Origin of the sequence: uncultured Algimonas sp. (genome assembly GCF_947498175.1) — a bacterium.
Lineage (GTDB): Bacteria > Pseudomonadota > Alphaproteobacteria > Caulobacterales > Maricaulaceae > Litorimonas.
In genome coordinates this window covers 227,183-254,099 of sequence record NZ_CANMJB010000002.1, presented here as the reverse complement: position 1 = coordinate 254,099, position 26,917 = coordinate 227,183, and the positions used below count along the sequence as shown (strand labels likewise).

The window sequence follows — 26,917 nt, the reverse complement described above, 5'->3', positions numbered from 1 at the left end:
TTTAAAATGCGATAAATTCGATAACGGCGGTTGCGGTTTCAGGGCTATCTTTTTTTAAAAGCCGCCGATCCGACACTTGCCCATCATGGCCGGTTCCGACCGGTCTTGCCCAGTCCGGCGCGCTTCGCCAGCGCGCTGCGCCGCCGCGCATAGGCCGGGGCGACCATCGGATAGTCCGGCGGCAGGCCCCATTTCCGGCGGTAGTCCTCCGGCGACAGGCCGTAGGCGACGCGCAGATGGCGTTTCAGCGACTGGTAGGGCTTGCCGTCTTCCAGGCAGATCAGGTGGCTGTCCGTGACCGACTCGCCGATCGGCACGGCGGGCGCCTGCCCGGTCGCGGCGGGCGGGGCGTCCGCCGCCTCGGCCAGCGCGCGCCGGATCGTGCGCGCCAGTCCGGGCAGCGCGTCGGGCGCGACCTCGTGGTTGCGCACATAGGCCGCCAGGACGCGCGCCACCGCGCCCAGCAGCGGGTCGTGCCTATCGTCCGGCGACATAGGCGAACACCAGGACCAGGGCGAGGACCGTCACCGTCATGACCGACGCCAGTCCCGACGGGGCGGCATGCGACAGCGCGCCCGCCGGCGAGAAGGCCTGGTAGAGCCGCCGCCCGAGCCGCCGCGCGGCCTTGCCGCGACCGAGCGACATCCGCGCCGACAGGCGCGTCCAGACCGCGTCCGCCCAGACCGCCGCGCCCCGGCCGATCTTTCGGTAGAGAATGTCCATATCGACGATCTCCGCCCGCCGTTCGGCCGGGTAGAGACGGAACCGCTTGAGCAGCGTGAAGGCGAAGATGGCGGCGAACAGCAGCTGCATCTGGAAGACCACATGGTCCCAGGTGTAGGGCTTGTAGTCCGTCGGGTACGGCATGATCGAATAGAGCAGCTCGTACCCGCCCCACGGCCAGGCCAGCACGATGCAGAGCAGCGCGGCCAGGCTCATCGCCAGAAGCATGTTCCACGGCGCCTCGCGCACGCGCCGCCCGCTATCGTGGGCGAAGAAGGTGAAGTGCGGCACCTTGATGCCGCTATGTTCCATCACGCCCGCGGACGCGAACAGCATCATGGCGAACGGAACCCAGAGATGCTCCTCCAGCGCCGCGCTCAGGATCATCGCCTTGGTGACGAACGCCGCCAGCAGCGGGAAGGCCGCGATCGAGCCCGCCCCGATCAGGCACAGCACGGTCGTGTAGGGCATGGACCGGAACAGCCCGCCCAGCTCGGACGCCTTGGCCGTTCCGGTGCGGTAGATCACCGCCCCGATGGACATGAAGAGCAGCCCTTTGAAGATGACGTGGACGAAGACCTGCCCGACCACCCCGTTCATGGCCAAGGTCGTCCCGATGCCGATCCCCGCCACCATGAAGCCGAGCTGGTTGTTGAGCGAGTAGGCCAGGACGCGCCGCAGATCGTTCTCCACCACGGCGAAGAAGACCGGGAACATCGTCATGATGCAGCCGATCCAGATCAATATGTCCGTGCCCGGGAAGGCGCGGGCGAGCGCGTAGATGGCGAACTTGGTCGTGAAGCTGGCCAGGATGACCGTGCCGGTAATCGAGGCCTTCGGATAGGCGTCCTGCATCCACATGTGCAGCATGGGAAAACCCGCCTTGATGCCCATGGCGATGAGCAAGAGCCAGCCGCCCGGCGCGTCCAGCCCGACATAGTCGAACATGAAATCGCCGCCGCGCGAATTGGCGAACATGACGGCGCCCGCGAGCAGCAACACGCCGGACAGCACCTGGATGACGAGGTAGCGGATCCCGGCGTGATAGGCCCGGTCGCCCCCCTGCCAGACGAGGAAGACGCTAGAGATGGCCGTCAGCTCCCAGAACAGGAACAGGCTCAGCATGTCGCCCGACAGCACGCCCGCGATCGCCGCGCCGGTATAGACGAGCGCGGAGCTGTCCGTGATCCAGCTGTCCTCGTGCAATGCGTAGATGGCGTTGATCAGCCCGGCGAGGCAGAACAGATAGCCCCAGACGACCGACAGATTGTCGATGCGCAGGGTCGTCAGCTCCACCCCCATGATCTCGAACTGCCCGGCCAGCACTTCGGTGCTGTCGTAGATGTCGAAGATCATGACCGCCGCGAAGAGCGGCGCGGCGATGGCCAGCGCCTTGCGGGCCGGGCCGACGGGCAGCAGCGCGGCGAGCAGCCCCGCGAGGATGACCCAGAGGCCGGGGTTGATCTGGGCGAGGAGGGGAAGCGCGTCGGTCATGCGGCGGTCCCTTCATGACAGGGCGCGCGTTCAAACACTCCCTCATTGCGGGCTCGATCCGCAATCCATCTCCGGATGTCTCGGCTAGCCGATGGGACAGGAGATGGATCCCGGATCAAGTCCGGGATGAGGACTTCATGGGAAGCCGTCATCGTCCGTCCTCCGGCAGATCGTCCACGCTGTGCGCTTTCCCGCTCAGCGGCTGCGGCGGGAAGTCTTCTGCGTTCTTGCCCACCGGCGCGTCTCCTGCCGGCGGGACCAGCATCGGGTCGGTCGAATAGTCCGGGTCCGGCAGGCCGCCTTCGCCGTAGAAGTCTTCGCGCCGGCCGAGCAGCCGGAATAGCGGCCCCGCCGCGAACACGATCAATGAATAGGCCAGGAAGCCGAAGATCGCCCAGCTGCCCGGGATCGGCGTGCCGCCGATCGTTTCCCACGGCGCGGGATGCTTGGCCGGATGGAACACGCCCAGGACCGACGCGATGACCAGCCCGGCCAACGGCAGCCAGATGAAGTTCCGCTTCACCTTGGCCTCGCCCAGGAACAGGAACGGCCGGGCGGCCGGGTGGACATAGTCCGGATCGTCGGACGCGCGGCGTCTTGGAGTGTCGGTCATAAGATCGGCTCCAGGAAGCGGATGATCCAGGGCGCGGCGAAGAACAGCACCAGCGTGCCGACCGCGGTGATGACCGGCGGGATGACGACCCAGCGATGGTTGCGCGCCTCCAGCGCGAGGGCGGCATCCCGGGCCGGATCGGCGGGCGCCTTCATGAAGCCCCGGATCGCGATCGGCATGAGGTAGAGGATGTTGAGCAGCGACGACACGATCAGCGCCGCCATCAGCACCGCCTGCCCGCTCTCCAGCGCGCCCCACATGAGGTAGAATTTCGGCCAGGACCCGCCGAAGGGCGGCACGCCGATCAAGCTGACGCTGGCGACCAGGAACGCGCCGAACACCCAAGGCAGGCTCCGTCCGAGCCCGTCCAGCTGAGAGACGCTGTCCCGGTGCGCGATGGTGTAGATCGCGCCCGCCACCATGAAGAGCGTGATCTTGCCCCAGGCATGCATGACGATCTGAAGTCCGCCGCCCAGCACGCCCCACGACGTCGCCAGCATCGCGCCCAGCGTGATGTAGGAAAGCTGCGAGACGGTCGAATAGGCCAGCCGCTTCTTCAGATTGTCCTGCCGCAGCGCGATGATGGACGCGACCACGATGGAGATCGCCGCGATCCAGGCCAACCAGTCGGACGACGGCGTGATCGACGCCACGTCCGTGCCGAACGTGTAGACCACGACCTTCAGCATGGTGAACACGCCCGCCTTCACCACCGCGACGGCGTGCAGCAGGGCGGAGACCGGCGTCGGCGCGACCATGGCGTTGGGCAGCCAGGGATGGACCGGCATCAACGCCGCCTTGGCGATGCCGAAGGCGAACAGCACCAGCAGGATCGACGTCGCCGTCAGCGAGACGTCCGGCCCGAACACGCCGCCCGGCACGAAATCGGTCGTGCCCGCCACGACCTGCACGCCGATGATGGCGGGCAGGAGCAGGCCGAGCGACGTGCCCATCAGGATCAGCGTGTAGATGGTCAGTCCGCGCCGCGCCTTGGCGTCGCCCTTGTGGCTGACCAGCGGGAAGGTCGAAATCGTCAGCGCTTCGTAAAAGATGAAGAGCGTGATGAGGTTCGCGCTCGCCGCGATGCCCATGGCGGACGCGATGGCGATGGCGACAAACGTGTAGAAGCGCGTCTGGTTGGCTTCCTTGTTGCCACGCATATAGCCCAGCGTGAACATGGAATTGACGATCCAGAGCGAGCTGGCGATGGCGGCGAACGTCGCGCCCAGCGGCTCCAGCCGGAAGCGGATCTCGAACAGGCCGGCGAAACTGCCGATCAGCAGCTCCGGCCGCGCCCCGCCCGCCACCAGAATGCAGAGCTGCACGACGACGAACAGCAAGGCCAGGCCGGCCGCGAAGGTCACCCCTTCGCGCAGGTTCGGCGCCCGGCGGCCGACCAACGGGATCAGCGCGGCCGCCGCCAGCGGGATCAGCATCATCGACAGGATGAGGAGTTCCGCGGACATCGTCACAGCCCCGCCCCCGGAATGAGCACCTGCGCGGCGGTTTCGCTGACATGGGTCAGCACCACATTGCCGCGCATGCCGATGAGGACGGAAACCGCCGCCAGTCCGACCATCGGGATCAGCATCAGGGCGGGGGCTTCGCGGCGTTCGACCGTGCCGTCGGCACGGCGGCAGCTGGCGGGCGGGTCGCTGAAATAGGCGACCATCATGATCCGGCCCATGTAGAAGAGCGCCAGGATCGAGGTGATCATGATGACCCCGACCGCCCACCACCAGCCGCGTTCGGCGGCCGCTTCGGCCAGCGCGACCTTGGAGACGAACCCGGCCGTGAACGGCACGCCGATCAGCGAGAAGGCCAGCACGGTGAAGGCGGCCGTCGTGACCGGCATGGTCTTGCTGATCCCGGCCAGGTCGGCGGTGCGCGTGATGCCGAAGCGGTACCACATGGCGCCCAGCGCCAGGAACAGCCCGCCCTTGATGACGGCATGGTTGATCAGGTGCAGATAGGATCCGGCCAGGCCCGCCGTGGTCAGGATACCGATGCCGAGCAGCATGTAGCCGACCTGCGCCACGGAGGAGAAGGCCAGCGTGCGGCGGACGTCGGTCTGGAAGAAGGCCTGCAGCGAGGCGAAGATCATCCCCGTCACCGCGAGCCCCGTCACGACATAGCCCAGCACCACGGCGACATAGTCGAAGCTCGGGTCGAACACGGTGAAACAGAAGCGGTAGAGCAGGTAGAGCGCCGCCTTGGTCGCGGTCGAGGCGAGGAACGCCGTCACCACGGTGGGACTGTAGGCATAGGCGCCCGGCAGCCAGGTGTGCAGCGGGAACAAGGCGAGCTTCAGCCCTAGCCCGACGACGATGAAGCCGAAGGCGACCTGCGAGACGCGCGATCCGCCCTCCATCGCGGCGAGGATGGTCCGCATGTCTTCCATGTTGAGCGTCCCGGTCTCGGCATAGAGGAAGCCGACGCCGATGACGAAGAAGGTCGCGCCGATGGAGCCGAGGATGAGATAGTTGAACGCCGCCGAGAGCGCCCGCCGGTCCCGGTTCGCCCCCATCGCGACGAGCGTGTAGGTCGAGATCGAGCTGACTTCGAGGAAGACGAAGACGTTGAACGCATCGCCCGTCACCACCATCCCCATCAGCCCGGCGACGCAGAGCAGCAGCGCGGCGTAGAACGGACCCCGTCGCTCCGGCGCGATTTCCGCCGCGACCGCCGGTTCGGCATAGAGGAAGCTCGCCAGCGCCATCGCCGCGATCAGCAGCAGGATCGGCGCGTTCACCGCGTCGATGCGCAAGGAAATGCCGTAGGGCGGTTCCCATCCGCCCATGCGGTACACGATCTCGCCCGCGTCGGCCTGGGTCAGCAGGACGGCGATGGCCGCGATGGTGACGGCCGTGACGACGGCCAGCGCCACCGTCCAGGCCAGGTAGCGCGAGCGCGGCAGCATCGCGACCGCCGCCGCCATGAGCAGCGGCAGGACGATGGCGAAGGCGACGCCGTGTTCGAACAGCCAACTCACGAAGCTGGCCGATCCGGGGATGTCCGCGCGGCGGCGCGGTCTTCGTTCAGCATGTCCCCCTGGTTCGGGATGCCCCCGTGCGAGACCGCACGAAACCCGCCTTCGCCGCGCGAAACCCGCCCCTGAAACCGTGCCGCACTCATGTCCCGCGCTCAGGCATCAGCGCCAGCAGCGCATCTTCGTCCAGCCCTTCGAGATTGTACTGCAGGTCCTGCGCGTCGATTTCGTCCATCTCGATGGTCTCGTAGACTTCCCGGATGCGCACGATCAGCGCCAGGCCGATGGCGAGCGTCGCGACGCCGACGACGATGGCCGTCAGGATCAGCACGTGCGGCAGCGGGTTGGAATAGAGGATTTCGCTGCCCTGTCCCGGCAAGGCGTAGGACTTGCCCGACGCCGCCAGCAGGACCGGGTCGACATACGCCGTATGTTCGTCATAGCCGGATTTGGTCGCCGGGTCGTATTCCAGGATGGGCGGCTGGCCCGAAGCGATCTTGCCCAGCGTGATGTAGAACAGGAAGACCGACGTCTGGAAGGTGGACAGCCCGACCAGCTTCTTGATCAGGTTGCGCGAGGCGAAGACGACATAGAGCCCCGTCATCATCAGGATGATCACGACGACATAGTTGAAGTGCGAAAACAGGTAATCCACGCTCAGCCGCCCCTCACCAGTCCTGGTCTTCGATCGAGGGCTGGCGCGACCCGAACGCGTAGAAGATCGCCAGCATCACCGATGTCACGGTCGCGAACACGCCCAGCTCGACGGCGATGATGCCCCAGTGCTGGCCGTGGATCGCGTCATGCGCGAGCACCGAATAGTTCAGGAATTCCCCGCCCTGGATCCAGGTCAGCACGCCCGTGCCGCCATAGAGCAGCACGCCCAGGCTCATGCCGATGCGGATCAAGACGGGCGGAAAGGCCCGCTTGGCCGCGTTCAGCCCGAAGATCAGCGAATAGAGGATGACCGAGGCCGACAGGATCACGCCCGCCTGGAACCCGCCGCCGGGGCCGTATTCGCCGTGGAACTGCACATAGAAGGCGAACAGCGCGATCAGCGGGATCAGGAACTTCGCGATCACGCGCAGCAGGACATGCGGATCGCCGTTCATGTCGCGCCCTCCCCGCTCGCATCGCTTTCGCGCGGCACGACTTCGGTGCCGGCGTCGCGCTTGCGCACGCCCGACGGCGCGGACGGATCCGACAGGCGGCGGCCCATGACGCGGGCGCGGAACGTTCCGGCCAGACCGTCGAAACCGAGCAGCAGCAGCACGCCCAGCCCGGCCGCGAAGATCACCACCACCTCGCCGAACGTGTCGTAGCCCCGGTAGGAGGCGAGCACCGCCGTCACCACGTTGGGAATGTCCACCTCGACCGCCGTGCGCGCCAGATAGTCGGTCCCGACATAGGCGTTGGCCGGGCTGTCCGCGTCGCCGTAGGCCGGCAGGTCCGGCACGGCGTAGAGCAGCGCCGCCCCGGCGACGAGCACCGCGACGAGCGGCCCCCATTGCTGCTTCATCGGCACGTAGGAGGTCCGCCGCTGCGCCAGAAGGATCGCGGCGAGCATCAGCACGGTCGACACGCCCGCCCCGACGGCCGCTTCGGTGAAGGCCACGTCCACCGCGTCCAGCGTCACGAACCAGGCCGCCGCGACCAGGCTGAACACGCCCTGCAGCATGACGATGGCGAACAGCGAGCGCATCCGAACGATGGCGAAGGCGACGATGACGAGCAGGCTCAGCAGCGCCAGATCGAGCAAGAGCGTGGAAATCAGGGGGGATGTGGGGACGGCCTGGATGGGAAGCGCGAGGATCATGCGGGCAGCTCGTCCGGTACTGTGAAAGGATCGTCGGCCCGATCGAAATCCTTGCGCCAGACCCAACCGGGCTTCACCACTAAAACGCTCGCCAGCGCCGCCACCGCAGGCACCCATTCGATCGCGGGAAAGAACCGGCCGTCGAAAACGTAGCTGATCGGCCGACAGAACAGGGCCGACCGGATGACGGACTCTTCAACCAGTGCCAGGTAACAGGATGAAAGCGGCTCGGATATCAAGATCATTCCGCAGCTCCGAAAAACCCGTCCCCGGCATTCATTCCCGGGGACGAAGATATGGATACACTCCCCCGCATCGCGCTCACCCTTCGTCCTCCAGCGCCGGTGCCTTCCAGCGGCCCAGACGCGGTTTTTCGCCCGCGCGCCAAGCGGCGTGGGCGACGGCGTGGGTGGCGGTGGGCGAGGTCACGAACAGGAAGAAGGCGACCATCAGCAGCTTGGCGACGACCTGCCAATTGTCGGCCTGCAGGATCAGGGCGAACAGGATCAGTTCCGCGCCCAGCGTGTCGGTCACGCCCGCCGCGTGCAGGCGCGTGTAGAAATCCGGCAGGCGCAGCACGCCGATCGACCCGGCCAGCACGAAGAACAACCCGCCCAGCAGGAAAGCGACGGTGAAGACGTCCAGCGCGTTCTCCACCAGGACGGCCCAGTCCAGCCCGGCGCGGACGGCGTCCGCCGCGACCGGTTCGGCCGCCAGGATGAGCGTCGCCAGGCTCATGGCGGCCCCTCCGCATCCGGCGCCTCGCGCGCCGTGTCCACGTCGCGCAGGTCCACGGTCAGCGCGCCGTAATTGAAGAATTTCAGCACGGCGATGGTCGCGATGAAGTTCATCAGCGCATAGAGCAGCGCGATGTCGATCCCGTCCGGCCGGTCGATGATGAAGCAGAAGACGCAGAGGAACAGCACCGTCTTGGTGCCGAAACTGTTGACCGCCAGCAGCCGGTCATAGAGCGACGGGCCGCCGATCAGCCGCGCCAGCATCAGCACCATCGCCACGACCAGCAACAGCGTTGCGCCGAGCATGATGTAGGGCATGGGGTCGCGCATGCTAGAGCCCCTCGCGCACGTGCGGGTCGTCCGGTTCGCCGACGGCCCAGGCGGAGCGGTCGCTCATCTCCGCGAAATCCTCCGGCGCGCTCATCTCTTCGAGCAGGGCGTGGACGACGATATGATCGTCGGCCACGTCGAGCGAGACCGTGCCGGGCGTCAGCGTGATGGAATTGGCGAACATGGTCTTGGCCAGATCCGTCTTGCCCCGCGCCGGGATCCGCGTCAGCGTCGGGCTGACCTCCATGTCCGGCGAGACGATCTGGCGCACCACGGCGATGTTGGCCTTGATGATCTCCACGAACAACCAGCCGAAATAGGCCAGCGTCTGCGGCACGGTCATGTAGGGCGCGGTTTCGCGGTCCAGGATCCGCATCCGCGCGCAGATGACCAGCACCAGCGCCAGGCTGATCGCGCCCAGACTCAGCAAGAGCGGCTTGGTATAGCCCGACAGGACCCACCAGGTGGCCGCCAATGCGAACAGGAGGATGGTGGCGAAACGCAACATCGATAGCCGCTTAGCGAACCGCCGTCAGGCCGGAAAGGGGGTTTGCGCCGAAAGTCATGGATTAAGCGGGATTTGCGTCCGTCCCCGATTGGAACTCAGCGGCCCGCCTGCGACGCTTCCATCCCGCGCTTGGCGTGGTCCATCGTGCTCAGCATCACGCTGAAACCGTTCGAACCCGGCGACCGGATGAGGCTGGTGCAGCTTTCGTGCGTGTCCGAGCAGTGCGCCGCTATGAACTGCCCCGTATCCGTGACCTCGAAGCGGACGCGCCGATAGGCCCGGTCGAACGTCTCGACGAGGCGCGCGAGGTCCGCATCGTCCACCTGGATGAGCACCGCGTCGACATGGCTGTCCGTCGGGTCGCAGTGAAGTTCGGCGCCGGTCACATGGTCCTGCCCGAACGGCGCCGCGCCGAGGGTGGCCTTGCGCGCGCCCGAGACCTCGCTGGTGCCGGTCTCCTGCAGGACGCCCGTCCGTCCGGCCAGGTCGAGGGCGTCGTCGCAGGACGTCACGCCGATTTCGATGGGGCCGAGCGCGATCTCGCCGGTGTCCTGCGCCGGGTTCAGGGCGAGATATTCGCCGCCATTCGTCATGTTCAGATAGTAGCGCGACATGAGGGACAGCGTCGCCGTGCCGGGCGCCTCGCCCTGATAGAGCAGGACGCCGAGCGATCGGCCCGACGAAGAGAAGAACGTTGCATTGCCCTGCCCGCGGTCCAGCGGGGACCGGTCGGTCTCGATGTGCGCCGCCTCGAGCTCCCTTACCGCGCTGGGGACATCGAGGTGGGGGACGACGACATGTATCGATTCGACCCGGCTATCGTCGCCGTCGCACGACAGGAGGACGCGCTCGGCATAGTCCACGCCGAACGGGCGCTCTCCCAGGTCGAGCTGGGTGCCGCCCGTGAAGGCATCGACGCTGCGGTTGGCAACGACCGCGTCGCGCTCCGACATCCGCACCGCATCGTCGCACGAGGTGGCCCCCACCTCCAACGGACCGAAGGTCATTTCGCCGGCAGAGCCGCTCATCGGGCGCAGGATGCAGATCGCTGCGACAATCGCGATGGAAACCCGTCTCATGTCCCGCCTCCTCTCGCCCTCTCCCTTCGCTCCTATCGCCAGGCCGCCCCCGCCTGTAAAGGCGATTTGCCGCCGCGCCGTGCCCGATGGCGTCGCATCTCAGCCTGTGCATAAGTGGCGAGCGCGGGCGCCGCTTTGCCTCTATACGGCCCTTATGGAGAAATCCCTCCGATCCCTGCTCGACTGGTACGAGCGCGCCGGCGTCGATGTGCCGGACCTGCCGCCGGCGCGGTCGGTGCGGCGCGTGCGTCCCGTCAAGGCCGAGGCCCCGCCTCCGCCCGCGCCCAAACCGACCGCCTTCACCGCCGCCGACCCGGCGCCCGTCGCGGCCGCCTGCAAGACCATCGCCGAATTGAAGGCCGCGCTGGACGCGTTCGATGCGGGCCCGCTGTCGGACGGCGCGCGGCAGGCCGTGCTGGCGCGCGGCAATCCGGACGCCGACCTGATGGTGATCGGCGAAGCGCCGGGGCGCGACGAGGACCGCGAGGGCCTGCCTTTCGTCGGCCGATCGGGACAGTTGCTCGACAAGATGCTGGGCGCGATCGGGCTGGCCTCCGGCGGCGGCGACGAGGACGACGTCTATGTCGGCAATGTCTGCTTCTGGCGGCCGCCCAACAACCGCAAGCCCGACCCGGCGGAGCTGGAGCTCTGCCGCCCCTTCGTCCACCGCCACATCGAACTGGCCCGGCCCAAGGTCATCCTGCTGGCGGGCGGCACGGCGATGCAGGTGATGACGGGCGTGAGCGGGATCATGAAGAACCGCGGCCAGTGGCAGAGCGTCAATGTCGGCACGGGCGACATCCCGGCCCTGCCGATCTACCACCCGGCCTTCCTTCTGCGCCAGCCTGCGCTGAAGGCGGAAGCCTGGCAGGATCTGCTGACGCTGCGGGAGCGCTTGGCGGAGGGGTAGGGCCGCCTGCGGCGGGCTTTCTTATTGCGTCCCCCTCCGTCACTCGCTGACGCTCGTGCCACCTCCCCCTTGCGGGGGCACGGAGCGTCTTCGATCGGCCGTCCGGGGGACGGACGATAGCGGAGTGCCGAAACGCGGATGCGTTTCGGTCCGCACGGCCCAAGCCGTGCGGCACTGCGTTGCGGTCGGCCCCCCGGGCCGCCCACGGCCACTCCGTGCCCCCGCAAGAGGGAGGTGGCCGAGCCATAGGCGAGGTCGGAGGGGGACCCGATTGAACAAGTCCGCCGAAGGCGGTCCTTTTTCCGCCCCGCATCCTTTGCTAACGCCCCTGCCATGACTCGCGCTCTTCTTGCCACCACCCTCCTCCTCGCCGCCTGCAACGCCGCGCCACCCGAGCCGGTTACGCCGGAACCCACGACAAGCGAACAGGCGGACACCTCCCTCTCCGACCTCCTCGTCCACTACCCCGTCACCCTGTCGCCCATCGCCGAGGGCGTCTGGGTCCACACTTCCGTCTACGTCTTCCCCGGCCAGATGCCCTATTCGTCCAACGGGCTGGTCGTGGTGGACGGCGAGGCGGTGACGCTGATCGACGGGGCCTGGGGCGAGATCGCGACCCTGTCGCTGCTGGAGGCGGTGCGGGCCGAGACCGGCAAGCCGGTGACGCGCCTGATCGTCACGCACCACCATGCCGACCGCAATGCCGGCGTGGACGTGGCCGAGCGCGAAGGCATCGAGGTCTTCACCCATCCCGACACGCCGCGCCTCGCCGTCGCCATCGGCCAGCCCGTTCCCGACACGTCGGTCGCCGCCTTGAAGGAAAAGGGCGCGCGCACTCGCGTCGGGCGCATCGAGGTCGCCTATCCCGGCCACGGCCACGCGCCGGACAATCTGGTCGCCTGGCTCCCGGACGAGAAGATCCTGTTCGGCGGCTGCGCCGTGCGCGGCGGCGAAGCCCGCTCGCTGGGCAACATCGCGGATGCCGATCTGGACGAATGGCGCGAGGCTATGCTCTGGACGAAGACCACCTATCCCGACGCCGACATGGTCGTCCCCGGCCACGGCAAGGGCGGCGGGATGGCGCTGCTGGATGCGACCGTGTCGATGATCGATGCACGGCTGGCGGCGCAAGAGACCGACTGAACGATCTCATCGTCCCTGTCGTTCATGGCCCCCGACGTTCATTTTCGGGAGCGGCCCTATGGGTTCAATGTCTCCCGGCCCGCCACGCCGCCAGCCCTTGCGCGTCGTCCACATCGCTCAGCGTGCGCAGCCGCGCGATGGGCCCGTCCAGCCGCGCTTCCAGATCGGCCAACGTGTGCTCGCTCGACCAGCGCACCCCGTCGAACGTGCCGGGCGGCAGCGGCGCGACCGCGCCCATCAGCCAGAAGCCCCCATCGCGGGCCGGACCGAAAACGAAAGGCGCGCGACGCAAGGCGGCGAGCGCGTCGGCGATGTCGCGCGCGCCGACCTGCGGGCAGTCCGTGCCGATGACCAAGACCGGGCGGCGCGGGCCGGAAAAGGCGGCCGCCAGGCGCGGCGAGAGCGACCCGCCCGGCTGCGGCCGCTGGTCGAAGCCGTCCCACGCCGGGACCGTGCCGATGGCGTTAGCGGGCGCGGCATAGACGACCGTGTTCCAGCGCGGATCCCGCACCTGGCGCAGGATCCGCGCCGTCATGGCGCGGTAGAGGCGCTGCGCGTGGGCGGGCCCGATATCGCGCGCCAGCCGCGTCTTGGCCGCGCCCATGGCCGGCCGCTTGGCGAAGACATAGAGGTCCGGGGTCACCGCTTGTACCGCGCCAGAAGGTCGGCCACCTCCGCCCCGCGCTTGTAGCGCCACAGCAGGCCGAGATTGCGCGCCCCGCGCCGCCAGATCCCGTCGCGCTCATGTTCGGAGATATCGGTCGTCAGGGCCAGCGGCAGCGGCCGCAAGCGCGCCACGCGGCGCAGCCGTTCGACCAGCTCCACATCCTCGAACAGGTCCATGTCGGCATAGCCGCCGACCCGCTCATAGAGCGCGCGCGACACCAACAGCCCCTGGTCGCCATAGGGCAGACCGAGCGCGGCGCAGCGCAGAGCGACCATCGCGTCCATCAGCCGGGCTTTGGGACCGTCCGCATCCGCGCGAAAACCGAAATAACGCGGATCGCGGTCGCCCATGGCGGCGTCTATGGCCTCGCGCCACCCCTCGGGCAGCCGCGAATCGGCGTGCAGGAAGAGGAACCAGTCCTCAGCACGTCCCGACAGACCGGCAAGCCTCGCGCCAAGGGCGAGCTGAGCCCCCCGCCCGCGCGCGCCGACCGCCAGCACCGCGCCGTGGCGCAGGGCCACACCCAGCGTCCCGTCATCCGAGCCGCCATCCGCCACGATCACGCGGTCGCCCGACAGCTGCGGCAGCAACCGGGCAAGACCGGCTTCGGCTCGGTAGGTGGGAATGACGACGTGCAGCACGCGGATGCGATTAGGGTTGTGCTGCATCCGGTCAAGCGGCTTGCAGCCGGGTCGCTTCGCTACCCGCCCGGATCCGGTCTTGAAACACGATCCATACAACCCCGTCCCCCAATCCCCTCACCCGGGGCCTGACCCGGGGTCCATCACAGGACCGTCAGGCTGGCCGAGACCATTGGGAGATGGATCCCGGATCAAGTCCGGGATGAGGTGAGAGAAAGGAAAAGACCGTGGCACGACCTTTTGCCCCTTCCCGCTCAGGCCGACTTGATCGGCGTTTCGATCGCTTGCCCTATCTCCCAATCCCTCACCCCGGGCTCGACCCGGGGTCCATCGCAGGACCTTCAGGCTGGCCGAGACCGTCGGAAGATGGATCCCGGATCAAGTCCGGGATGAGGTGAAGGATCGGTGCACAGCTCCGGACAAGTCCGAGGACGGGAAACAGGCAGGCACGACACCCTCGGTCCTGCAAATCCGCTCGACCGGGCTGCCTCCCTCCTGCCGTTTCAGTCGGCCGGAACGGTTGGGCGATGGGCTCGCCGGTCAGGCCGGCGAGAGCGGAGAAAACGCCATGGCCTCCATCGCCCCTACAGGCTTGCCCTATGCTCTCGTTTCCCGCTCAGGCCGACTTGATCGGCCCGCCCATCTCCTGCGCTTTCGTCCGGCTGAAACGGTTGGGTGATGGAGCCCGGGATAAGGATGGGTTGGACGTTGTAGAGCGCCCACGAAAAAGCCCGGTCGCCGGGACCGGGCTTTGACTGTCGAGTGCGCAACCGCGCCCTAGTTGGTGCCTTCCAGCTCCGCCTGGGTCATGGCTTCGAGTTCGGCTTCGAGTTCGGCGCGCGTCTTGAGCTTCTTCTTTTCCGTCAGATAGACGTTGCAGAAGCCCGGCGTGGTGGCGGACACTTCGTTGGGGAACGCGCCGTTGCCCGCGCAGCGGATCACGCCGAGGCCCTGGCCGTCATAGATCTTGGTCGAGGCCTCTTCGCCGCGGATCTGGATGAAGCAGACCGTGCCTTCGCGCAGTTCGGCGATGGAGCCGCCTTCATATTCGCAGGACGTGCGGTCGGTGACGACGCCTTCGGTGGACGGCGCCTGGATCAGCTGGGCCTGGGCGCGGGTTTCGGCATCGGCCTGGATCTCGACGTCGGCGTCGACGGTCGCGTCGACATCGGTTGTCTGGGCGAAGGCGCCGGTCGAGAGGGCGAGGGCGGCGGCCGCTATGATGGCGGTGAATTTGAAGTCGGGCATGGTTGTCTCCTGCGGGAATCCGGTTAGGCCCCTATTAGAAAGTTTAACGCGGCACGCAAAGCCCTGCAATCATGGAAATCATGTGCAGGGTCCGTGCCGGATCTCGAGGCCGCCCATCCCGACCCAGCCGGACCACGCGCACCAGGACGCCGCCCGCGCGAAAGGGTTTTCGCGCATTTGCGGCGTGGACGAGGCCGGTCGCGGGCCGCTGGCGGGGCCAGTGGTCTGCGCGGCGGTCATCCTGGATGCGGCGTCCGTCCCGGAAGGTCTGAACGACAGCAAGGCCTTGTCGCCCACGCGCCGTGAACGACTCCTGAACGCGCTGGAATCGCGCGCCGAAATCGCAATCGCGGTTATCGAACCGGTCGAAATCGACGCGATGAACATCCTCTGGGCCAGTCTGGCCGGAATGCGCCGGGCCGTCGGCGCCCTGCAGGCCGACTACGCCCTGATCGATGGAAACCGCTTGCCGCCCGGCCTGACATGCCCCGGCGAAGCGGTGGTCAAGGGCGACGCGCGCAGCCTGGCCATCGCAGCGGCGTCCATCGCCGCCAAGGTCGCGCGCGACCGGCTGATGGTCGAGGCGGACCGGCGCTGGCCGGGCTACGGCTTCGCGCGTCACAAGGGCTACCCCACCCAGGCGCACCGCGAAGCGCTGATCCGGCTGGGACCGTGCGCGGTGCACCGGCGGAGTTTCGGGCCGGTGAGGGGCGCTTGGCAGCCTGTATAGAAGAGGCGAGGATAGAAGAGGCGAGGGGGAAACGGAAAGCGGCACGTCCCGAAGCTCGGGTCTCTTTCCCCTCACCCCGAGCTTGACCCGGGGACCATCACGCTAGGGCCGGACCGACCTTATCGGTTCGGCGATGGATCCCGGGTCAAGCCCGGGATGAGGAAAGAAAACGGATTCCTTTTTTGGCAGCCGTCCGATCCCCGGGGAAAGCGCAGCCCTTCACCCGCAGCTCACCTCCTGCACGTAACCGTCCCGGTCGAGCGTCAGGGTCAGCCGGTCCGTATCCTCCGGGCCGATCGTGATGCGGTCGGTGATGGTGCCGATGGACGGGGCGTAGAGCTGTTGCCCGGCCTGGTAGGTCTGCACCTGCACATAGGTTTCGGACATCATCTCGCCGTTCAGGAAGTCGTTGTCCGGCCCTTCGAACACGGCCGGGCGGATGATGCGCTTGCGGCCCGGCAGGCCGGGAATGTAGATCGCGCCCTCATTGACGCCCAGCAAGGCGGCGTAGAGTTGCGAGCGGCAGGGGTCGGCCGCCGGGATGCGCGGGGTCGCGGCGGGGCGCAGCCAGTCCGGGCGGACATACTGCCCTTGGGCTTGAGCGGGCCGGGGCTGGAAGGCCGCAGGGGTCGCGGCCGGACCGGACGCGCAACCCGCCAAGGGAACCAAGGACAAGGCAACCAGGGACATCGCCGTCCACGCTATCAGGACCGCCGGGGCGCGCATGGCTGCGTCAATCGCCGATCAGGGTTAACCGGGCCTTAACATCCGCCCCTGCGTCCACACGCTCCGGAGGATGTTAACGACATGGCAATCCATCTGACGAAGCCGTGACCAAGATGTCATGGGACAGGATGCGGATTTGCGCTAAGAGCCGTCGCGAGCGGCCCGGTTCCTCCCCTTCTTCCGAGGCCGCCCACATCCCGGAAGGGCGAAGCCCGACTTCCCTCCCCCGTTTGGTCCCGCTTCGCCCTTCCCACTCTTCCCTCCACGTCGCGTTGCGCCTACAGCGCCCCTCCCATGACCGATGCGGCGAAAATAACGTGGCGCGCCACCGTGCTGAGCCTCTACCCCGACGCCTTTCCGGGCGTGCTGGGAACGTCCGTCATCGGCACAGCTGAACAAAACGGACTCTGGCAGCTGGAAACGGTTGATATTCGCGACTTTGCCGTTAATAGGCACCGCACTGTCGACGGCCCTCCGGCGGGGGGCGGCGCGGGACTGGTCCTGAAGCCCGATATCTCCGCCAAGGCCATCGACAGCGTGGTCCGTGACGACCGCCCGCTATTGTACATGACCCCCCGGGGCCGGCCGCTCACGCAAGACCGCGTGCGGCAGCTCGCATCCGGGCCGGGTCTTGTTTGCTTTTGCGGACGGTTCGAAGGCCTCGACCAACGCGTCATCGAATCGCGCGGCATGGAGGAAGTCTCCATCGGCGATTTCGTGCTCGCGGGGGGCGAAGTCGCCGCACAGGCCATGATCGAGGCGTGCGTGCGTCTGCTGCCCGGGGTTCTGGGCAACAGCGAAAGCGCGCTCGATGAGAGTTTCGAGGACGGCTTGCTGGAGTATCCGCTCTACACCCGTCCGCGCGAGTTCGAAGGCCGGGCGATCCCGGCCGTGCTGACGTCCGGCGACCACGGGGCCGTGGATCGCTGGCGGCGGACGCAGATGGAAGAGATTACGAAGGCGCGCCGCCCCGACCTGTGGGACGCGCATCTGGAACGAAAGGGCGAAAGCCCCTTACGGAGTGAAGACAATGAACGTGATTGAAAAGCTGGAAAAGGCCGAAACCGAACGCCTCCTGTCGTCGGGCAAGACCATCCCCGACTTCTCCGCCGGCGACACGCTGGTCGTGCAGGTCCGCATCACCGAAGGCAGCCGCACCCGCCTGCAGGCCTTCGAAGGCGTCTGCATCGCACGGTCGGGCGCCGGCCTGCATGAGAGCTTCACCTTGCGCAAGATCAGCTATGGCGAGGGCGTCGAGCGCGTCTTCCCGCTCTACAGCCCGCTGGTCGAGGAAATCGAAGTCAAGCGCCGCGGCCGCGTCCGCCGCGCCAAGCTCTATTACCTGCGCGAGCGCCGGGGCAAATCCGCCCGCATCGCCGAGCGCACCACCGGCCGCGGCATGGAAAAGGGCCGCGCGAAGACATAAGGCAGCCCGGCGCGCCTCGGACGAGGCGTCGGTCCCGAATGAAAGGTCCGCGCGTAGCGCGGGCTTTTTTGCGTTTTCTGGTTACTGTTTCCTTCACCCCGGACTTGACCCGGGGTCCATCACGAACCCTCTAGGCCGACCTGACCGTTGGGAGATGGATCCCGGATCAAGTCCGGGATGAGGGAGAAAGGAAGCAATTCGGGCCTTTCGTCACGCCGACCCGTCCTCACACGCAATCCCTTTCCCCGTGCCTTTGGGAACGAAGATGAACGTGGATGGGAGCTGCGGGATGGCGGACTGTAGTCGAAGAGCGAAGCGCACACTCCAAACCCCTCGAGCACCCTCACCCCGGGCTCGACCCGGGGTCCATCACCTGACGTCGCGCCAATCCAGACGGATTTCCTCCCAGTCGGGATTGCCTTCTTCGATCAGCGCGATCTTCCACTGGCGCTTCCAGTTCTTGATCTGCTTCTCGCGCGCGATCGCCTCGCTGACGAAGTCGTAGGTTTCCAGATGGACCAGACGCGTCACGCCGTACTTCGCGGTGAAACTATCGGGGTCGGCCTGTGCCTTGTGTTCGGACAATCGCGCAAAGATATCCTTGGTCACACCAACATAGAGCGTGCCGTTCTTGCGGTTGCAGAGAATGTAGACATAGCCTTTGACCATGCTTTCGATTGTTGGGTGATGGACCCCGGGTCAAGTCCGGGGTGAGAAGACTAGAACCATGTCGCGCGAAGCGCAGACCGTTCCCTTACATTGCGTCCTTCAGCGCCCGCCGCCGGCCGAGCTCCTTCGCGCTGCCGGCCAGCCAGAACGGGTTCGTCGCCCGTTCCACCGCGACCGTCGTCGGCACGGTCGGTTCGCCGCGTTCGCGCATCGCCTCGTACCGCGCCACCGCCTCTTCAAGCGCGGGCAGGCCGCCATCGACGCTTTGGGCGAACCGCGCATTGCTCAGCGTGTATTCGTGCGCGCAGTAGAGCTTCGTCTCCTCCGGCAGGCCCAGGATCTTGCCGAAACTCTCCCACATCTGCTCCGGCGTGCCTTCGAACAGGCGCCCGCAGCCCAGCGTGAACAGCGTGTCGCCGACGAAACAGGCGGTCGCGGCTTCCAGATGGAAGACGATGTGTTCTTCCGTATGGCCCGGCGTTTCCATCACGCGCACCGGATGGTCGCCGAAGTCGAACCTGTCGCCCTCGCCCAGCTTCACGTCGATCCCCGGAATGCGCCCGTCGACCCGGCCAGGGCCGTAGATGGTCAGCCCGTAGCGCTCCTTCAGCAGGATGTTCCCGCCCGTATGGTCGGGATGCCAATGCGTGTTCCAGATCTCCGTCGGCCGCCAGCCCTTGGCGTCCGCCTGGCGCGCGATCTCCTCGCCGTCGGGCGTGTCGATCACGGCCGTGCGGCCCGAGGCGCGGTCATGCACCAGGATGCCATAATTGTCGTTCAGGCAGGGGAAGAGGTGGATGTCGATATCGGCCATGGCCGGACCCTAGCGGAGCCGGGCGCGTGAACCAAATGACGCGCTCATGCGTTCTACTCCCATGCTGAAACTGACCCGCCTCACCTCCTCCTCGCTCGCGCTGATCCTGGCGCTGTTCGCCGGTTCCGCGCACGGCCAGATCGTCGAGCCCGACCCGACTTTCGACGTGCAGACCGACAATGCCGCCGTGATGGAAGAGCTGGAAGAGACCGAAGAGGAGCTGCGCGACTTCTTCGAGGACCAGGACGAGACGGCCATCCGTCCCGACCGCTACACTCCGGCGCCCGACCTGACCGCCCGCGAGGAATCCGCCCTGCTGAAGCGGGCCAACCGCGAAGCGACCGAATTCAACGACATCGACGACGACGATCTGGCGGAGCTGGACCGCAAGCGCACGATGGGCGTCGCCCCGCGTCTGGAAAAGCCCGGCCAGGTGGAAAAGGACGTGCCGATCACCTGTCCGCTGGGCACGGTGGCTCTGGCCGGGGATTGCGTGACGCCGGATTAAGGACCGACGCGCTATCGCGCGGAGCGACCTATCCACATCCCTCATCCCGGACTTGATCCGGGATCCATCTCCCGCCCGTCGAGCTGGCGGCGGCGTTCCGTGATGGATCCCCGGATCAAGTCCGGGATGAGGACGAGAGGGGATCTTTCAGCACGTCTCAATGATGGACCGGCGACGGTAGGTCACTCTCGATGCCCCGCGGACAGAATGAGTCGCCGCGAAGGAGGGACAGCCAAATCAGCCGCGCGCCAGCGCGCCCTTTCAGGCTTTCCGCCACGTCGTCCCGTCTAGCCCGTCCTCGAACACGATTCCCCGCGCCGTGCCTTCGTCCCGGATGCGGTCGGCCTCCGCCCAGTCCTTGGCTTGGCGAGCGGCTTGGCGAGCGGCGGCGAGCGTTTCGAACTCGGCGGTTTCGTCGGTGGAGGCGTTGCCGCGGAACCAGTCCTCTGGGTCGCGTTGGAGGAGGCCGAAATTCTCATTTACAAACAAGATTTGGCCAATTGCCCTTTTGATAAAGCTGTAAGCCTCCTCATCTGAGGACCAGTTTCGGTCAATAGAGTAGAATTTCCGGAGTCCTTGTAACTTCTGTTCCAACAGCATTGCAGACCCGATCATATTCAGGTCATCGAAGAGAAATGTAGTTGACCACTGCGTGTAGATTTTATCCATTTCTCCGGGATTCAAAATTTCCCCATCATTATTTCTCAAAACTTTGGTTTTGGTTGCAAACTCCATGGGGTCATGAAATTCATTCAATTGTACACCCGAATTCGAAGCGGCCTCATGAATTAGCATTTTAGCCCGATACCACCCATCCAACTGCGTCTTGCTCTCCCGCAACAAATCCTCGCTCCACACCAGCTCATTCCGGTAATGCGCCTTCAACAGCGCCAGCCGGATCACTTCCCCGTCCCAGTCCTTCAGCAGGTCGTGCACTAGCACCACGTTCCCCAGCGACTTGGACATTTTTTCTTTATTGCCGTCGGGCCGGGACATGTTGAGGAATTCGTTGTGGACCCACCAGTGGGCGAGTTTTTCCCCGGTCGCGCATTCGCTTTGCGCGATCTCGTTCTCGTGGTGGGGGAATTTCAGGTCGATGCCGCCGCAGTGGATGTCGATGGTCTCGCCCAGCACCTCGCGGATCATGGCGGAGCATTCGATGTGCCAGCCGGGGCGGCCCGGCACGTTGGCGAAGGGCTTGTTGGCGTGATTGCGCCAATCGACGCGGTAGCTGGATGAGCTTTCCTGCTGGCTCCAGCCCGGTTCGCCGTCGCGGGCCGGCTTCCACAGCACGAAGTCGGCCGGGTTGCGCTTGACGCTGGCCACTTCGACCCGCGCCCCGGCGAGATTGTCCTCCAGCCGGCGGCCCGAAAGGTCGCCGTAATCCTCGTCCTTCGTCACGTCGAAATAGACGTGGCCGTCCATTTCGTAGGCGACCTCTTTATCCAGCAGCGTCACGATCAGGTCGGCCATCTGCTGGATGTGTTCCGTCGCCTTGGGCTGGTGCGTCGGCGGCAGGCAGTTCAGCGCGGCGAGGTCTTCATTGTAGATGCGGGCGTATTTCTCCGTGATCTCGCTGATCGGAACGCCCTGTTCTATTGCGGCGGCGATGATCTTGTCGTCCACGTCGGTGATGTTGCGCGCATAGACGACGGCCTCTTCGCCGTAGATGTGGCGCAGCACGCGGAACAGCACGTCGGCGACGACGGCGGCGCGGGCATTGCCGATATGGGCGTAGGAATAGACGGTCGGCCCGCAATTATACATCGTCACGCGCGACGCGTCCTGGGGTACGAAGGGGCGGACATCACGCGATAGTGAGTCGTAGAGGCGCAAGGGGTGCTCTTGGTCTGACATGGCGACCCTCCCTATATGGGGTCGGTATGAGTTGGAACCCCGATGATCGCCCCCGCAGCCTGGACGGCCGCCCCGGACACAGTCCGCGCCGCCATTCCGGCCGTCCACGCCCCGTGCAGACCCTCCATGCCCGCCGTGACGCCGACGACTGGACGGACAGCTGGACCGAGCCGATGCCGCGCCGCAAGCGCTCACCGGTCGGGCTGCTGATCGGCCTGCTGATCGCGGTCATCTTCATGTGGGAGGCGGTGCAGCCCCGGCCCGACCCGGATGCGCGTTTCAACCTGGTGGTCGAGGACACCATCGCCTACGCCTACGGCGGCACGGATCACCACAGCTTCGCCGATGTGCGCCGCCAGCTGGACGAAAACCCGCAGCTGGAAACGATCGTTCTAAAACACGTGCCCGGCACGACCCATCTGGGCGAGAATACCCGCATCGCGCAGATGATCCGCGCCCGCGGCCTCAACACCCATCTGGAGTCCACCAGCTTCATCGCGTCGGGCGGGGTGGACCTGTTCCTGGCCGGGCGGGAACGCACGATGGAGTGCGGCGCGCGGCTGGGCGTGCATAGCTGGCAGAACCAGCACGGCGAGAGTCCGCGCACGCTGGGCCACGATCCGATCCAGGACCGGATGGAGCGCTTCCACGCCTCGCTGGACGTGGATCCGGACTTCTATGCGTTCGCGCGCGACGCCGCGCCGCACAGCACGCTCTATTTCCTGTCGCGCGACGATCTGGAACGGTTCGGCCTGCTGACGGACGGGGCGTGCGAACCGGCGGACTGGTTCGGCTTCCTGCCCGGGTGGGATTAGCGACATGCGCTGGGACTGGCTGGCCCTGGGCGGCGTGATCGTCGTGCTGTTTATCGCCCTGCTGACGCAGCGGCCCAATCCGGACCTGCTGCGTTTCGAGGTCGAGGGCGAGCGCGCCTATGGCTACGGGTTCACGGACGGCCGGTCGCAGGGCGTGGTGGACCGGTTGCGGCGCGATCACCCGGACGTCGATACGCTGGTCTTCGTGGACATGCCCGGCACGCGCGACGTGACGTCGAACTACCGGCTGGCGCGCGACATCCGCCGCGCCGGGCTGAACACGGAGTTGCGGCCTGATTCGCGCATCGCGTCGGGGGCGGTCGATCTGTTCCTGGCCGGAACGGAGCGCATCGTCGCCTGCGGCGCGATGGTCGGCGTCCATGCCTGGGGCGGGGCCGGGTTCGACGCGCAGGACGCGGTCTGGGACACTCACCGTCGCCATTCGCGCGGCTTCCTGTCCGACATGGGCATCGACCCGGACTTCTACGATTTCCGCACCCAGGCGGCCGGGACGGACGAGATGCACTGGTTGAGCGCGGACGAGATCGAGCGCTGGCGCGTGGCCACCGCGCCGGTCGATTGCCGGTAGCGAAAACGAAAAAACCCCCAGCACCGAAGTGCCAGGGGCCTCCACTCCTCCCCTTTAAGGGTCGAATGGGAGTTTCGGGATCGTCTAGTTCGTCAAGTCGGGGGTGTAGTCGCCGGTGATCATGCAGGTCATGTCGGGCTGGGCCGTCGTGCCCGCCGGGCAGGTGACGGTGGACAGTGTGTCGTTCGATCCCGGAACGACGATGGCATTGTCGGCGATCATGCCGTCATCGTCGGCGGCGCGGAAAATGGCTTCGTCGACCGTATCGTCCATGACGATGATGTCGTCGTCGGACTGCATGCTCGGCTCTCCGTCGGCTTGCAGGATCTCGCCGACCGTATCGTTGACCTTGGACGGATGCATCCCGTCCTTCATGTTGGCTTTGATGCCCATTTCGGCCCGAACCCGGGCGTCCATCTCGGCCTTCATCCTGGCCTTTCTTTCCGCGACGCTATCCGACTGCATCATCTTGGCTTCGGCGTCATGGTCGACCTTGACCGGGTCGGGGCCGGCGAATGCGGGGGCGGCGAGCGCCAAAGCGGCGGCGCTGGCGAGAGCGGTTTTCAGAAAAGTCATGGTCGGTCCTTGAATATGGATACGCGAATATCGGTTCGTGGTCGGGACGACGCGCTTTTTTCGCGCATTCACATGCGACCGAAAGCCCGTCATTTCCGTATCCGATCAACGGAACCGGGCGGCACATGTTCCGAAAAACCCTATCGCGCTCCCGCCCTTCGAACGCCCATCGTCGCGGCGAGCGCATGGCCGACCGGCGGTATTTCGCCCTTACGCGGATGCGGGGCACCCCCTATATGCCCGCCATGACCCATCCTTCGATCCATCCGGCCAAGCAGGCTGCGACCCTCAAACCCGTTCCCGCCGCCGAACGCCCCACGCCCGAAGCGGCGATGGAGGCGGTGCGCACGCTGATCGCCTGGGCCGGGGACGACCCGGACCGCGAAGGCCTGCGCGACACGCCCAAGCGCGTCGTCAATGCCTACAAGGAGTGGTTCCGGGGTTATGACGAAGACCCGGCCGAATTGCTGTCGCGCACCTTCGAGGACGTATCGGGCTACGAGGACATGGTCGTGCTGCGCGACATCGACGTGGAGAGCCACTGCGAACACCATATCGCACCGTTCCTCGGCAAGGCCTGGGTCGCCTACCTGCCGACGGACAAGGTGGTCGGCATTTCCAAGCTGGTCAAGGTCGTCGATGCCTACGCCAAGCGCCTGCAGACGCAGGAGACCATGACCGCTCAGATCGCCGACGCGATCGAGGGCGCGCTACGCCCGCGCGGCGTCGCCGTGATGATCGACGCGGCGCATCAATGCATGACCACGCGCGGCGTGCACCATCCCGACGTGTCCACCATCACCACGCAGTTCACGGGCGAATTCAAGACGAACCCCGCTTTGCAGGACCGGTTCCTGCGGGTCGCCGGGAAGTAGGGACGCGCAGTCGGAAAAAGGCTTTGCCGCTTCCTGCGTGAAACGGCTGCAAGCGCACGAACGAAAAAGACCGCCCCACGGGCGGCCCTCATTCACTCACGGTCGGCAATAGGCCCTCTGCCTGTCGGAATTGCGCGAACAGGCCCGGCGCAGCTTGGCCATCCTCCCTCGCAATCCTCCGGCATTCCGGGTTGGCGGTCGAAAGGCATGTTGCCCGTAGGCGCAGCGCATAGGCCCTCACATGTGGCGCCGGAGTGATTCCGGCGGGTTCCTCCCGACAACGCCCCCGTGTCGGGCATGTTTCGTCCATGCGACGATTCGGTAAAGTTTGGTTAATTACGGTTAGGACTTTTTTCGAAGGGGGCGCCCGCGCACCTAAGTTCTGGCGTCTCCAACCCGCTGGCCGGATAAGTCCTGAAACACATGACGGGTGTGCCGCGTAGATAGGTCGACCCTAGCGGGAGATCGCCGCTACCGTCGCCCGAACAGAAACCTGACACCAAGAGAGACACCGAATGACCACTCACACTCCTTACGTTTCGCGTCTGGATGCGGAGACGCGCAAAACCTCCATCGACCTGCTCAACAAGGCGCTGACCGACGCGATCACGCTCGGCCTGGCCATCAAGCAGGCGCACTGGACCTTGAAGGGTCCGAGCTTCATCGGGCTGCACGAGCTGATGGACGAGGTCGGACACCGCATGGGCGACGCCGCCGACATGCTGGCCGAGCGCTGCATTATTCTGGGCGGCCATACGCATGGCACGCTCGAACAGGTCGCGGACGGATCGAGCGTCGAGCCCTATCCCGGAGACATCACCTGGCAGGGCAAACATGTCGAAGCCCTGATGGACCGCCTGATGGCCTTCGGCGCTTTGATGCGCGATTCCATGGAAAAGGCCAGCGAAGCCGGTGACGAAGACACGGCCGACCTGTTCACCGAAATCAGCCGCACCGTGGACAAGGACGCCTGGTTCGTCGGCGCCCATGCCGAACGGAAATAACAGAACAACAAGCGTCGATCCAAGACCGACCCGGCCGCCCTTCGGGGCGGCCTTTTTCTTTCCTCTGGCCCCTGCCGGACGGCCCGGCTAAGGGCGGCGCCATGAAAATTCTTCTCATCGGATCGGGCGGCCGCGAACATGCGCTGGCCTGGAAACTGGCGCAAAGCGAGCGCGTCTCGGACGTGACCGTCGCCCCGGGCAATGCGGGCATCGCGGAGATCGCCAACATCGCGGACGTGCCCGCCGACGACGTGATGGGCATCGTCGCGCTGGCGCAGCGCGGTCGGTACGATCTGGTCGTGGTCGGGCCGGAACAGCCGCTGGCGCTGGGGCTGGTGGACGAACTCGCCCTGCGCGGCATCCGGGCGTTCGGGCCGACCCAGGCGGCGGCCCAGCTGGAAAGCTCCAAGGCGTTCACCAAGGATCTGTGCGACCGCCACGACATTCCCACGGCGCGCTACGGCGTGTTCACCGACGCGGGCGAGGCCAAGGCTTACTTGCGCACGATGGAGCCGCCTTATGTCCTGAAAGCCGACGGGCTGGCGGCGGGCAAGGGTGTGGTCATTCCGGAAACGCTGGACCAGGCGGAACGCGAATTGGACGCCTTCTTCTCCGGCAAGTTCGGCGAGGCGTCATCGACCGTGCTGATCGAAGAGTTCATGCGCGGCCAGGAAGCGAGCTTCTTCGCGATCTGCGACGGCACCACCGCCGTGCCGCTGATCGCCGCGCAGGACCATAAGCGCGCCTTCGACGGCGACGAAGGGCCGAATACGGGCGGCATGGGCGCCTACAGCCCCGCGCCGGTCTTCACGGACGAGGTGTTCGAGCAGACGATGGCGCGCATCATCCAGCCGACCCTGCTCGGCATGGCGGCGGATGGACGCCCCTTCACCGGCATATTGTTCGCCGGGCTGATGGTCACGGAGGAAGGCCCGAAGCTGATCGAATACAATGTCCGCTTCGGCGATCCGGAATGCCAGGTCGTGATGCGCCGGATGCAAAGCGACCTGCTGGAGCTGATGCTCGCCGCCCAAGCCGGCGAGCTGTCCACCGCCGAGCCGCCGCGCTGGCTGACCGACCCGGTCGTCAACGTCGTGCTGGCCGCCCAGGGCTATCCGGGGTCCTACGACAAAGGCACGGTCATCGAGGGCGTTGAGGCCGCGAACGCGCGCGACGGCGTGGTCGTCTTCCACGCCGGAACGCGGCGCGGACGCAATTGCGGCAAGCTGAAAGCCAATGGCGGGCGCGTGCTGAACGTGACCGCGTCGGGCGAGACGCTCAAGGACGCGGTCGATCTGGCCTACCGCGCGATCGAAGACGATATCGACTGGCCGGACATGCAGTACCGCACGGACATCGCGCACCGGGCGCTTTAGGCGAATGCCGGGGGTGGAGGAGTCGAGCGGTCCATCCTGCACGGAGTTCCGGCC

The 26,917-nt window shown here is 66.4% G+C and carries 32 protein-coding genes; 11 read left to right on the top strand and 21 right to left on the bottom strand.

The window, feature by feature from the left end:
- Positions 1-83: 83 nt before the first annotated feature.
- From Q0718_RS03705 to Q0718_RS03645, 13 genes are all read right to left on the bottom strand, one after another.
- Entirely contained in the window at positions 84-494 is a 411-nt protein-coding gene (locus tag Q0718_RS03705) for a MucR family transcriptional regulator (RefSeq protein WP_298913611.1), read from the bottom strand.
- Positions 478-2,217: a Na(+)/H(+) antiporter subunit D gene (locus Q0718_RS03700; RefSeq protein ID WP_298913607.1), complete on the bottom strand. Its 1,740-nt coding sequence runs from the start codon at positions 2,215-2,217 to the stop codon at positions 478-480. The genes Q0718_RS03705 and Q0718_RS03700 overlap by 17 nt, the downstream gene beginning before the upstream one ends.
- A 148-nt stretch (positions 2,218-2,365) precedes the next feature.
- Positions 2,366-2,830, bottom strand: a complete 465-nt coding sequence (locus Q0718_RS03695) for a hypothetical protein (RefSeq protein ID WP_298913604.1) — start codon at positions 2,828-2,830, stop codon at positions 2,366-2,368.
- The gene (locus Q0718_RS03690) at positions 2,827-4,296 is read right to left on the bottom strand and encodes a proton-conducting transporter membrane subunit (protein WP_298913601.1); all 1,470 of its coding nucleotides are present in this window, start codon (positions 4,294-4,296) and stop codon (positions 2,827-2,829) included. The genes Q0718_RS03695 and Q0718_RS03690 overlap by 4 nt, the downstream gene beginning before the upstream one ends.
- 2 nt (positions 4,297-4,298) lie before the next feature.
- Positions 4,299-5,822 carry a monovalent cation/H+ antiporter subunit D family protein gene (locus Q0718_RS03685; RefSeq protein ID WP_298913600.1) on the bottom strand — a complete coding sequence of 508 codons (1,524 nt, stop codon included), beginning with the start codon at positions 5,820-5,822 and terminating at the stop codon, positions 4,299-4,301.
- A 139-nt stretch (positions 5,823-5,961) separates the two neighbouring features.
- Positions 5,962-6,474: a cation:proton antiporter subunit C gene (locus Q0718_RS03680; RefSeq protein WP_298913598.1), complete on the bottom strand. Its 513-nt coding sequence runs from the start codon at positions 6,472-6,474 to the stop codon at positions 5,962-5,964.
- 13 nt (positions 6,475-6,487) lie between these two features.
- Positions 6,488-6,931, bottom strand: coding sequence for a Na(+)/H(+) antiporter subunit B (locus Q0718_RS03675; RefSeq protein WP_298913596.1), 444 nt, complete (start codon positions 6,929-6,931; stop codon positions 6,488-6,490).
- The gene (locus Q0718_RS03670; RefSeq protein WP_298913594.1) at positions 6,928-7,635 is read right to left on the bottom strand and encodes a DUF4040 domain-containing protein; all 708 of its coding nucleotides are present in this window, start codon (positions 7,633-7,635) and stop codon (positions 6,928-6,930) included. The genes Q0718_RS03675 and Q0718_RS03670 overlap by 4 nt, the downstream gene beginning before the upstream one ends.
- Positions 7,632-7,880 carry a hypothetical protein gene (locus tag Q0718_RS03665; RefSeq protein ID WP_298913592.1) on the bottom strand — a complete coding sequence of 83 codons (249 nt, stop codon included), beginning with the start codon at positions 7,878-7,880 and terminating at the stop codon, positions 7,632-7,634. The genes Q0718_RS03670 and Q0718_RS03665 overlap by 4 nt, the downstream gene beginning before the upstream one ends.
- A gap of 76 nt (positions 7,881-7,956) precedes the next feature.
- Positions 7,957-8,373 carry a monovalent cation/H(+) antiporter subunit G gene (gene mnhG, locus Q0718_RS03660; protein ID WP_298913591.1) on the bottom strand — a complete coding sequence of 139 codons (417 nt, stop codon included), beginning with the start codon at positions 8,371-8,373 and terminating at the stop codon, positions 7,957-7,959.
- On the bottom strand, positions 8,370-8,702 hold the full coding sequence (locus Q0718_RS03655) for a monovalent cation/H+ antiporter complex subunit F (RefSeq protein ID WP_298913589.1): 333 nt from the start codon (positions 8,700-8,702) through the stop codon (positions 8,370-8,372). The genes mnhG and Q0718_RS03655 overlap by 4 nt, the downstream gene beginning before the upstream one ends.
- 1 nt (position 8,703) lies before the next feature.
- On the bottom strand, positions 8,704-9,210 hold the full coding sequence (locus Q0718_RS03650; RefSeq protein WP_298913586.1) for a Na+/H+ antiporter subunit E: 507 nt from the start codon (positions 9,208-9,210) through the stop codon (positions 8,704-8,706).
- 95 nt (positions 9,211-9,305) lie between these two features.
- Positions 9,306-10,289: a hypothetical protein gene (locus tag Q0718_RS03645; RefSeq protein ID WP_298913583.1), complete on the bottom strand. Its 984-nt coding sequence runs from the start codon at positions 10,287-10,289 to the stop codon at positions 9,306-9,308.
- Positions 10,290-10,443: 154 nt separating this feature from the next.
- On the opposite strand from Q0718_RS03645, the gene Q0718_RS03640 reads away from it, so the two are divergent.
- Both Q0718_RS03640 and bla read left to right on the top strand, forming a co-directional pair.
- Positions 10,444-11,199 carry a uracil-DNA glycosylase gene (locus tag Q0718_RS03640; protein ID WP_298913580.1) on the top strand — a complete coding sequence of 252 codons (756 nt, stop codon included), beginning with the start codon at positions 10,444-10,446 and terminating at the stop codon, positions 11,197-11,199.
- 333 nt (positions 11,200-11,532) lie between these two features.
- The gene (bla, locus tag Q0718_RS03635; RefSeq protein WP_298913577.1) at positions 11,533-12,342 is read left to right on the top strand and encodes a subclass B1 metallo-beta-lactamase; all 810 of its coding nucleotides are present in this window, start codon (positions 11,533-11,535) and stop codon (positions 12,340-12,342) included.
- 64 nt (positions 12,343-12,406) lie between these two features.
- Here bla and Q0718_RS03630 read toward each other — a convergent pair whose 3' ends face one another.
- From Q0718_RS03630 to Q0718_RS03620, 3 genes are all read right to left on the bottom strand, one after another.
- On the bottom strand, positions 12,407-12,985 hold the full coding sequence (locus Q0718_RS03630) for a DUF2064 domain-containing protein (RefSeq protein WP_298913574.1): 579 nt from the start codon (positions 12,983-12,985) through the stop codon (positions 12,407-12,409).
- Complete coding sequence (locus Q0718_RS03625) at positions 12,982-13,677, bottom strand: glycosyltransferase (RefSeq protein ID WP_298913571.1); 696 nt, start codon at positions 13,675-13,677, stop codon at positions 12,982-12,984. Before Q0718_RS03625 ends, Q0718_RS03630 begins: the two co-directional genes overlap by 4 nt.
- Positions 13,678-14,427: 750 nt before the next feature.
- The gene (locus Q0718_RS03620; RefSeq protein ID WP_298913568.1) at positions 14,428-14,898 is read right to left on the bottom strand and encodes a hypothetical protein; all 471 of its coding nucleotides are present in this window, start codon (positions 14,896-14,898) and stop codon (positions 14,428-14,430) included.
- Positions 14,899-14,980: 82 nt separating this feature from the next.
- On the opposite strand from Q0718_RS03620, the gene Q0718_RS03615 reads away from it, so the two are divergent.
- Positions 14,981-15,628 carry a ribonuclease HII gene (locus tag Q0718_RS03615; RefSeq protein ID WP_298913565.1) on the top strand — a complete coding sequence of 216 codons (648 nt, stop codon included), beginning with the start codon at positions 14,981-14,983 and terminating at the stop codon, positions 15,626-15,628.
- Positions 15,629-15,847: 219 nt separating this feature from the next.
- Here the strand turns inward: Q0718_RS03615 and Q0718_RS03610 are convergent, their stop codons facing one another.
- Complete coding sequence (locus Q0718_RS03610) at positions 15,848-16,318, bottom strand: hypothetical protein (RefSeq protein ID WP_298913562.1); 471 nt, start codon at positions 16,316-16,318, stop codon at positions 15,848-15,850.
- A 330-nt stretch (positions 16,319-16,648) separates the two neighbouring features.
- Here Q0718_RS03610 and trmD point away from each other — a divergent pair, with 330 nt between their 5' ends.
- Both trmD and rplS read left to right on the top strand, forming a co-directional pair.
- A complete protein-coding gene (gene trmD / locus Q0718_RS03605) occupies positions 16,649-17,398 on the top strand; it encodes a tRNA (guanosine(37)-N1)-methyltransferase TrmD (protein ID WP_298913559.1) in 750 nt (249 codons plus the stop codon).
- On the top strand, positions 17,385-17,780 hold the full coding sequence (rplS, locus tag Q0718_RS03600; protein WP_298913556.1) for a 50S ribosomal protein L19: 396 nt from the start codon (positions 17,385-17,387) through the stop codon (positions 17,778-17,780). The genes trmD and rplS overlap by 14 nt, the downstream gene beginning before the upstream one ends.
- Before the next feature lie 369 nt (positions 17,781-18,149).
- Here the strand turns inward: rplS and Q0718_RS03595 are convergent, their stop codons facing one another.
- Together Q0718_RS03595 and gloB are read right to left on the bottom strand one after the other, a co-directional pair.
- Positions 18,150-18,449, bottom strand: a complete 300-nt coding sequence (locus tag Q0718_RS03595; protein WP_298913553.1) for a GIY-YIG nuclease family protein — start codon at positions 18,447-18,449, stop codon at positions 18,150-18,152.
- Positions 18,450-18,534: 85 nt separating this feature from the next.
- Complete coding sequence (gloB, locus tag Q0718_RS03590) at positions 18,535-19,263, bottom strand: hydroxyacylglutathione hydrolase (protein WP_298913550.1); 729 nt, start codon at positions 19,261-19,263, stop codon at positions 18,535-18,537.
- Positions 19,264-19,309: 46 nt separating this feature from the next.
- Between gloB and Q0718_RS03585 the strand changes: the two genes are divergently transcribed.
- Entirely contained in the window at positions 19,310-19,771 is a 462-nt protein-coding gene (locus tag Q0718_RS03585) for a hypothetical protein (protein ID WP_298913547.1), read from the top strand.
- Positions 19,772-20,032: 261 nt separating this feature from the next.
- Here Q0718_RS03585 and cysS read toward each other — a convergent pair whose 3' ends face one another.
- On the bottom strand, positions 20,033-21,628 hold the full coding sequence (gene cysS, locus Q0718_RS03580) for a cysteine--tRNA ligase (RefSeq protein ID WP_298913544.1): 1,596 nt from the start codon (positions 21,626-21,628) through the stop codon (positions 20,033-20,035).
- A 26-nt stretch (positions 21,629-21,654) separates the two neighbouring features.
- On the opposite strand from cysS, the gene Q0718_RS03575 reads away from it, so the two are divergent.
- A complete protein-coding gene (locus tag Q0718_RS03575; protein WP_298913541.1) occupies positions 21,655-22,443 on the top strand; it encodes a hypothetical protein in 789 nt (262 codons plus the stop codon).
- 4 nt (positions 22,444-22,447) lie between these two features.
- The gene (locus tag Q0718_RS03570; RefSeq protein ID WP_298913539.1) at positions 22,448-23,032 is read left to right on the top strand and encodes a hypothetical protein; all 585 of its coding nucleotides are present in this window, start codon (positions 22,448-22,450) and stop codon (positions 23,030-23,032) included.
- A gap of 84 nt (positions 23,033-23,116) precedes the next feature.
- Here the strand turns inward: Q0718_RS03570 and Q0718_RS03565 are convergent, their stop codons facing one another.
- The gene (locus Q0718_RS03565) at positions 23,117-23,608 is read right to left on the bottom strand and encodes a hypothetical protein (protein ID WP_298913536.1); all 492 of its coding nucleotides are present in this window, start codon (positions 23,606-23,608) and stop codon (positions 23,117-23,119) included.
- A 245-nt stretch (positions 23,609-23,853) separates the two neighbouring features.
- Between Q0718_RS03565 and folE the strand changes: the two genes are divergently transcribed.
- From folE to purD, 3 genes are all read left to right on the top strand, one after another.
- Complete coding sequence (gene folE / locus Q0718_RS03560; RefSeq protein WP_366523819.1) at positions 23,854-24,483, top strand: GTP cyclohydrolase I FolE; 630 nt, start codon at positions 23,854-23,856, stop codon at positions 24,481-24,483.
- A 515-nt stretch (positions 24,484-24,998) separates the two neighbouring features.
- Positions 24,999-25,487, top strand: a complete 489-nt coding sequence (gene dps, locus Q0718_RS03555) for a DNA starvation/stationary phase protection protein Dps (protein ID WP_298913530.1) — start codon at positions 24,999-25,001, stop codon at positions 25,485-25,487.
- Positions 25,488-25,588: 101 nt separating this feature from the next.
- The gene (gene purD, locus Q0718_RS03550) at positions 25,589-26,863 is read left to right on the top strand and encodes a phosphoribosylamine--glycine ligase (protein WP_298913527.1); all 1,275 of its coding nucleotides are present in this window, start codon (positions 25,589-25,591) and stop codon (positions 26,861-26,863) included.
- Positions 26,864-26,917 lie beyond the last annotated feature (54 nt).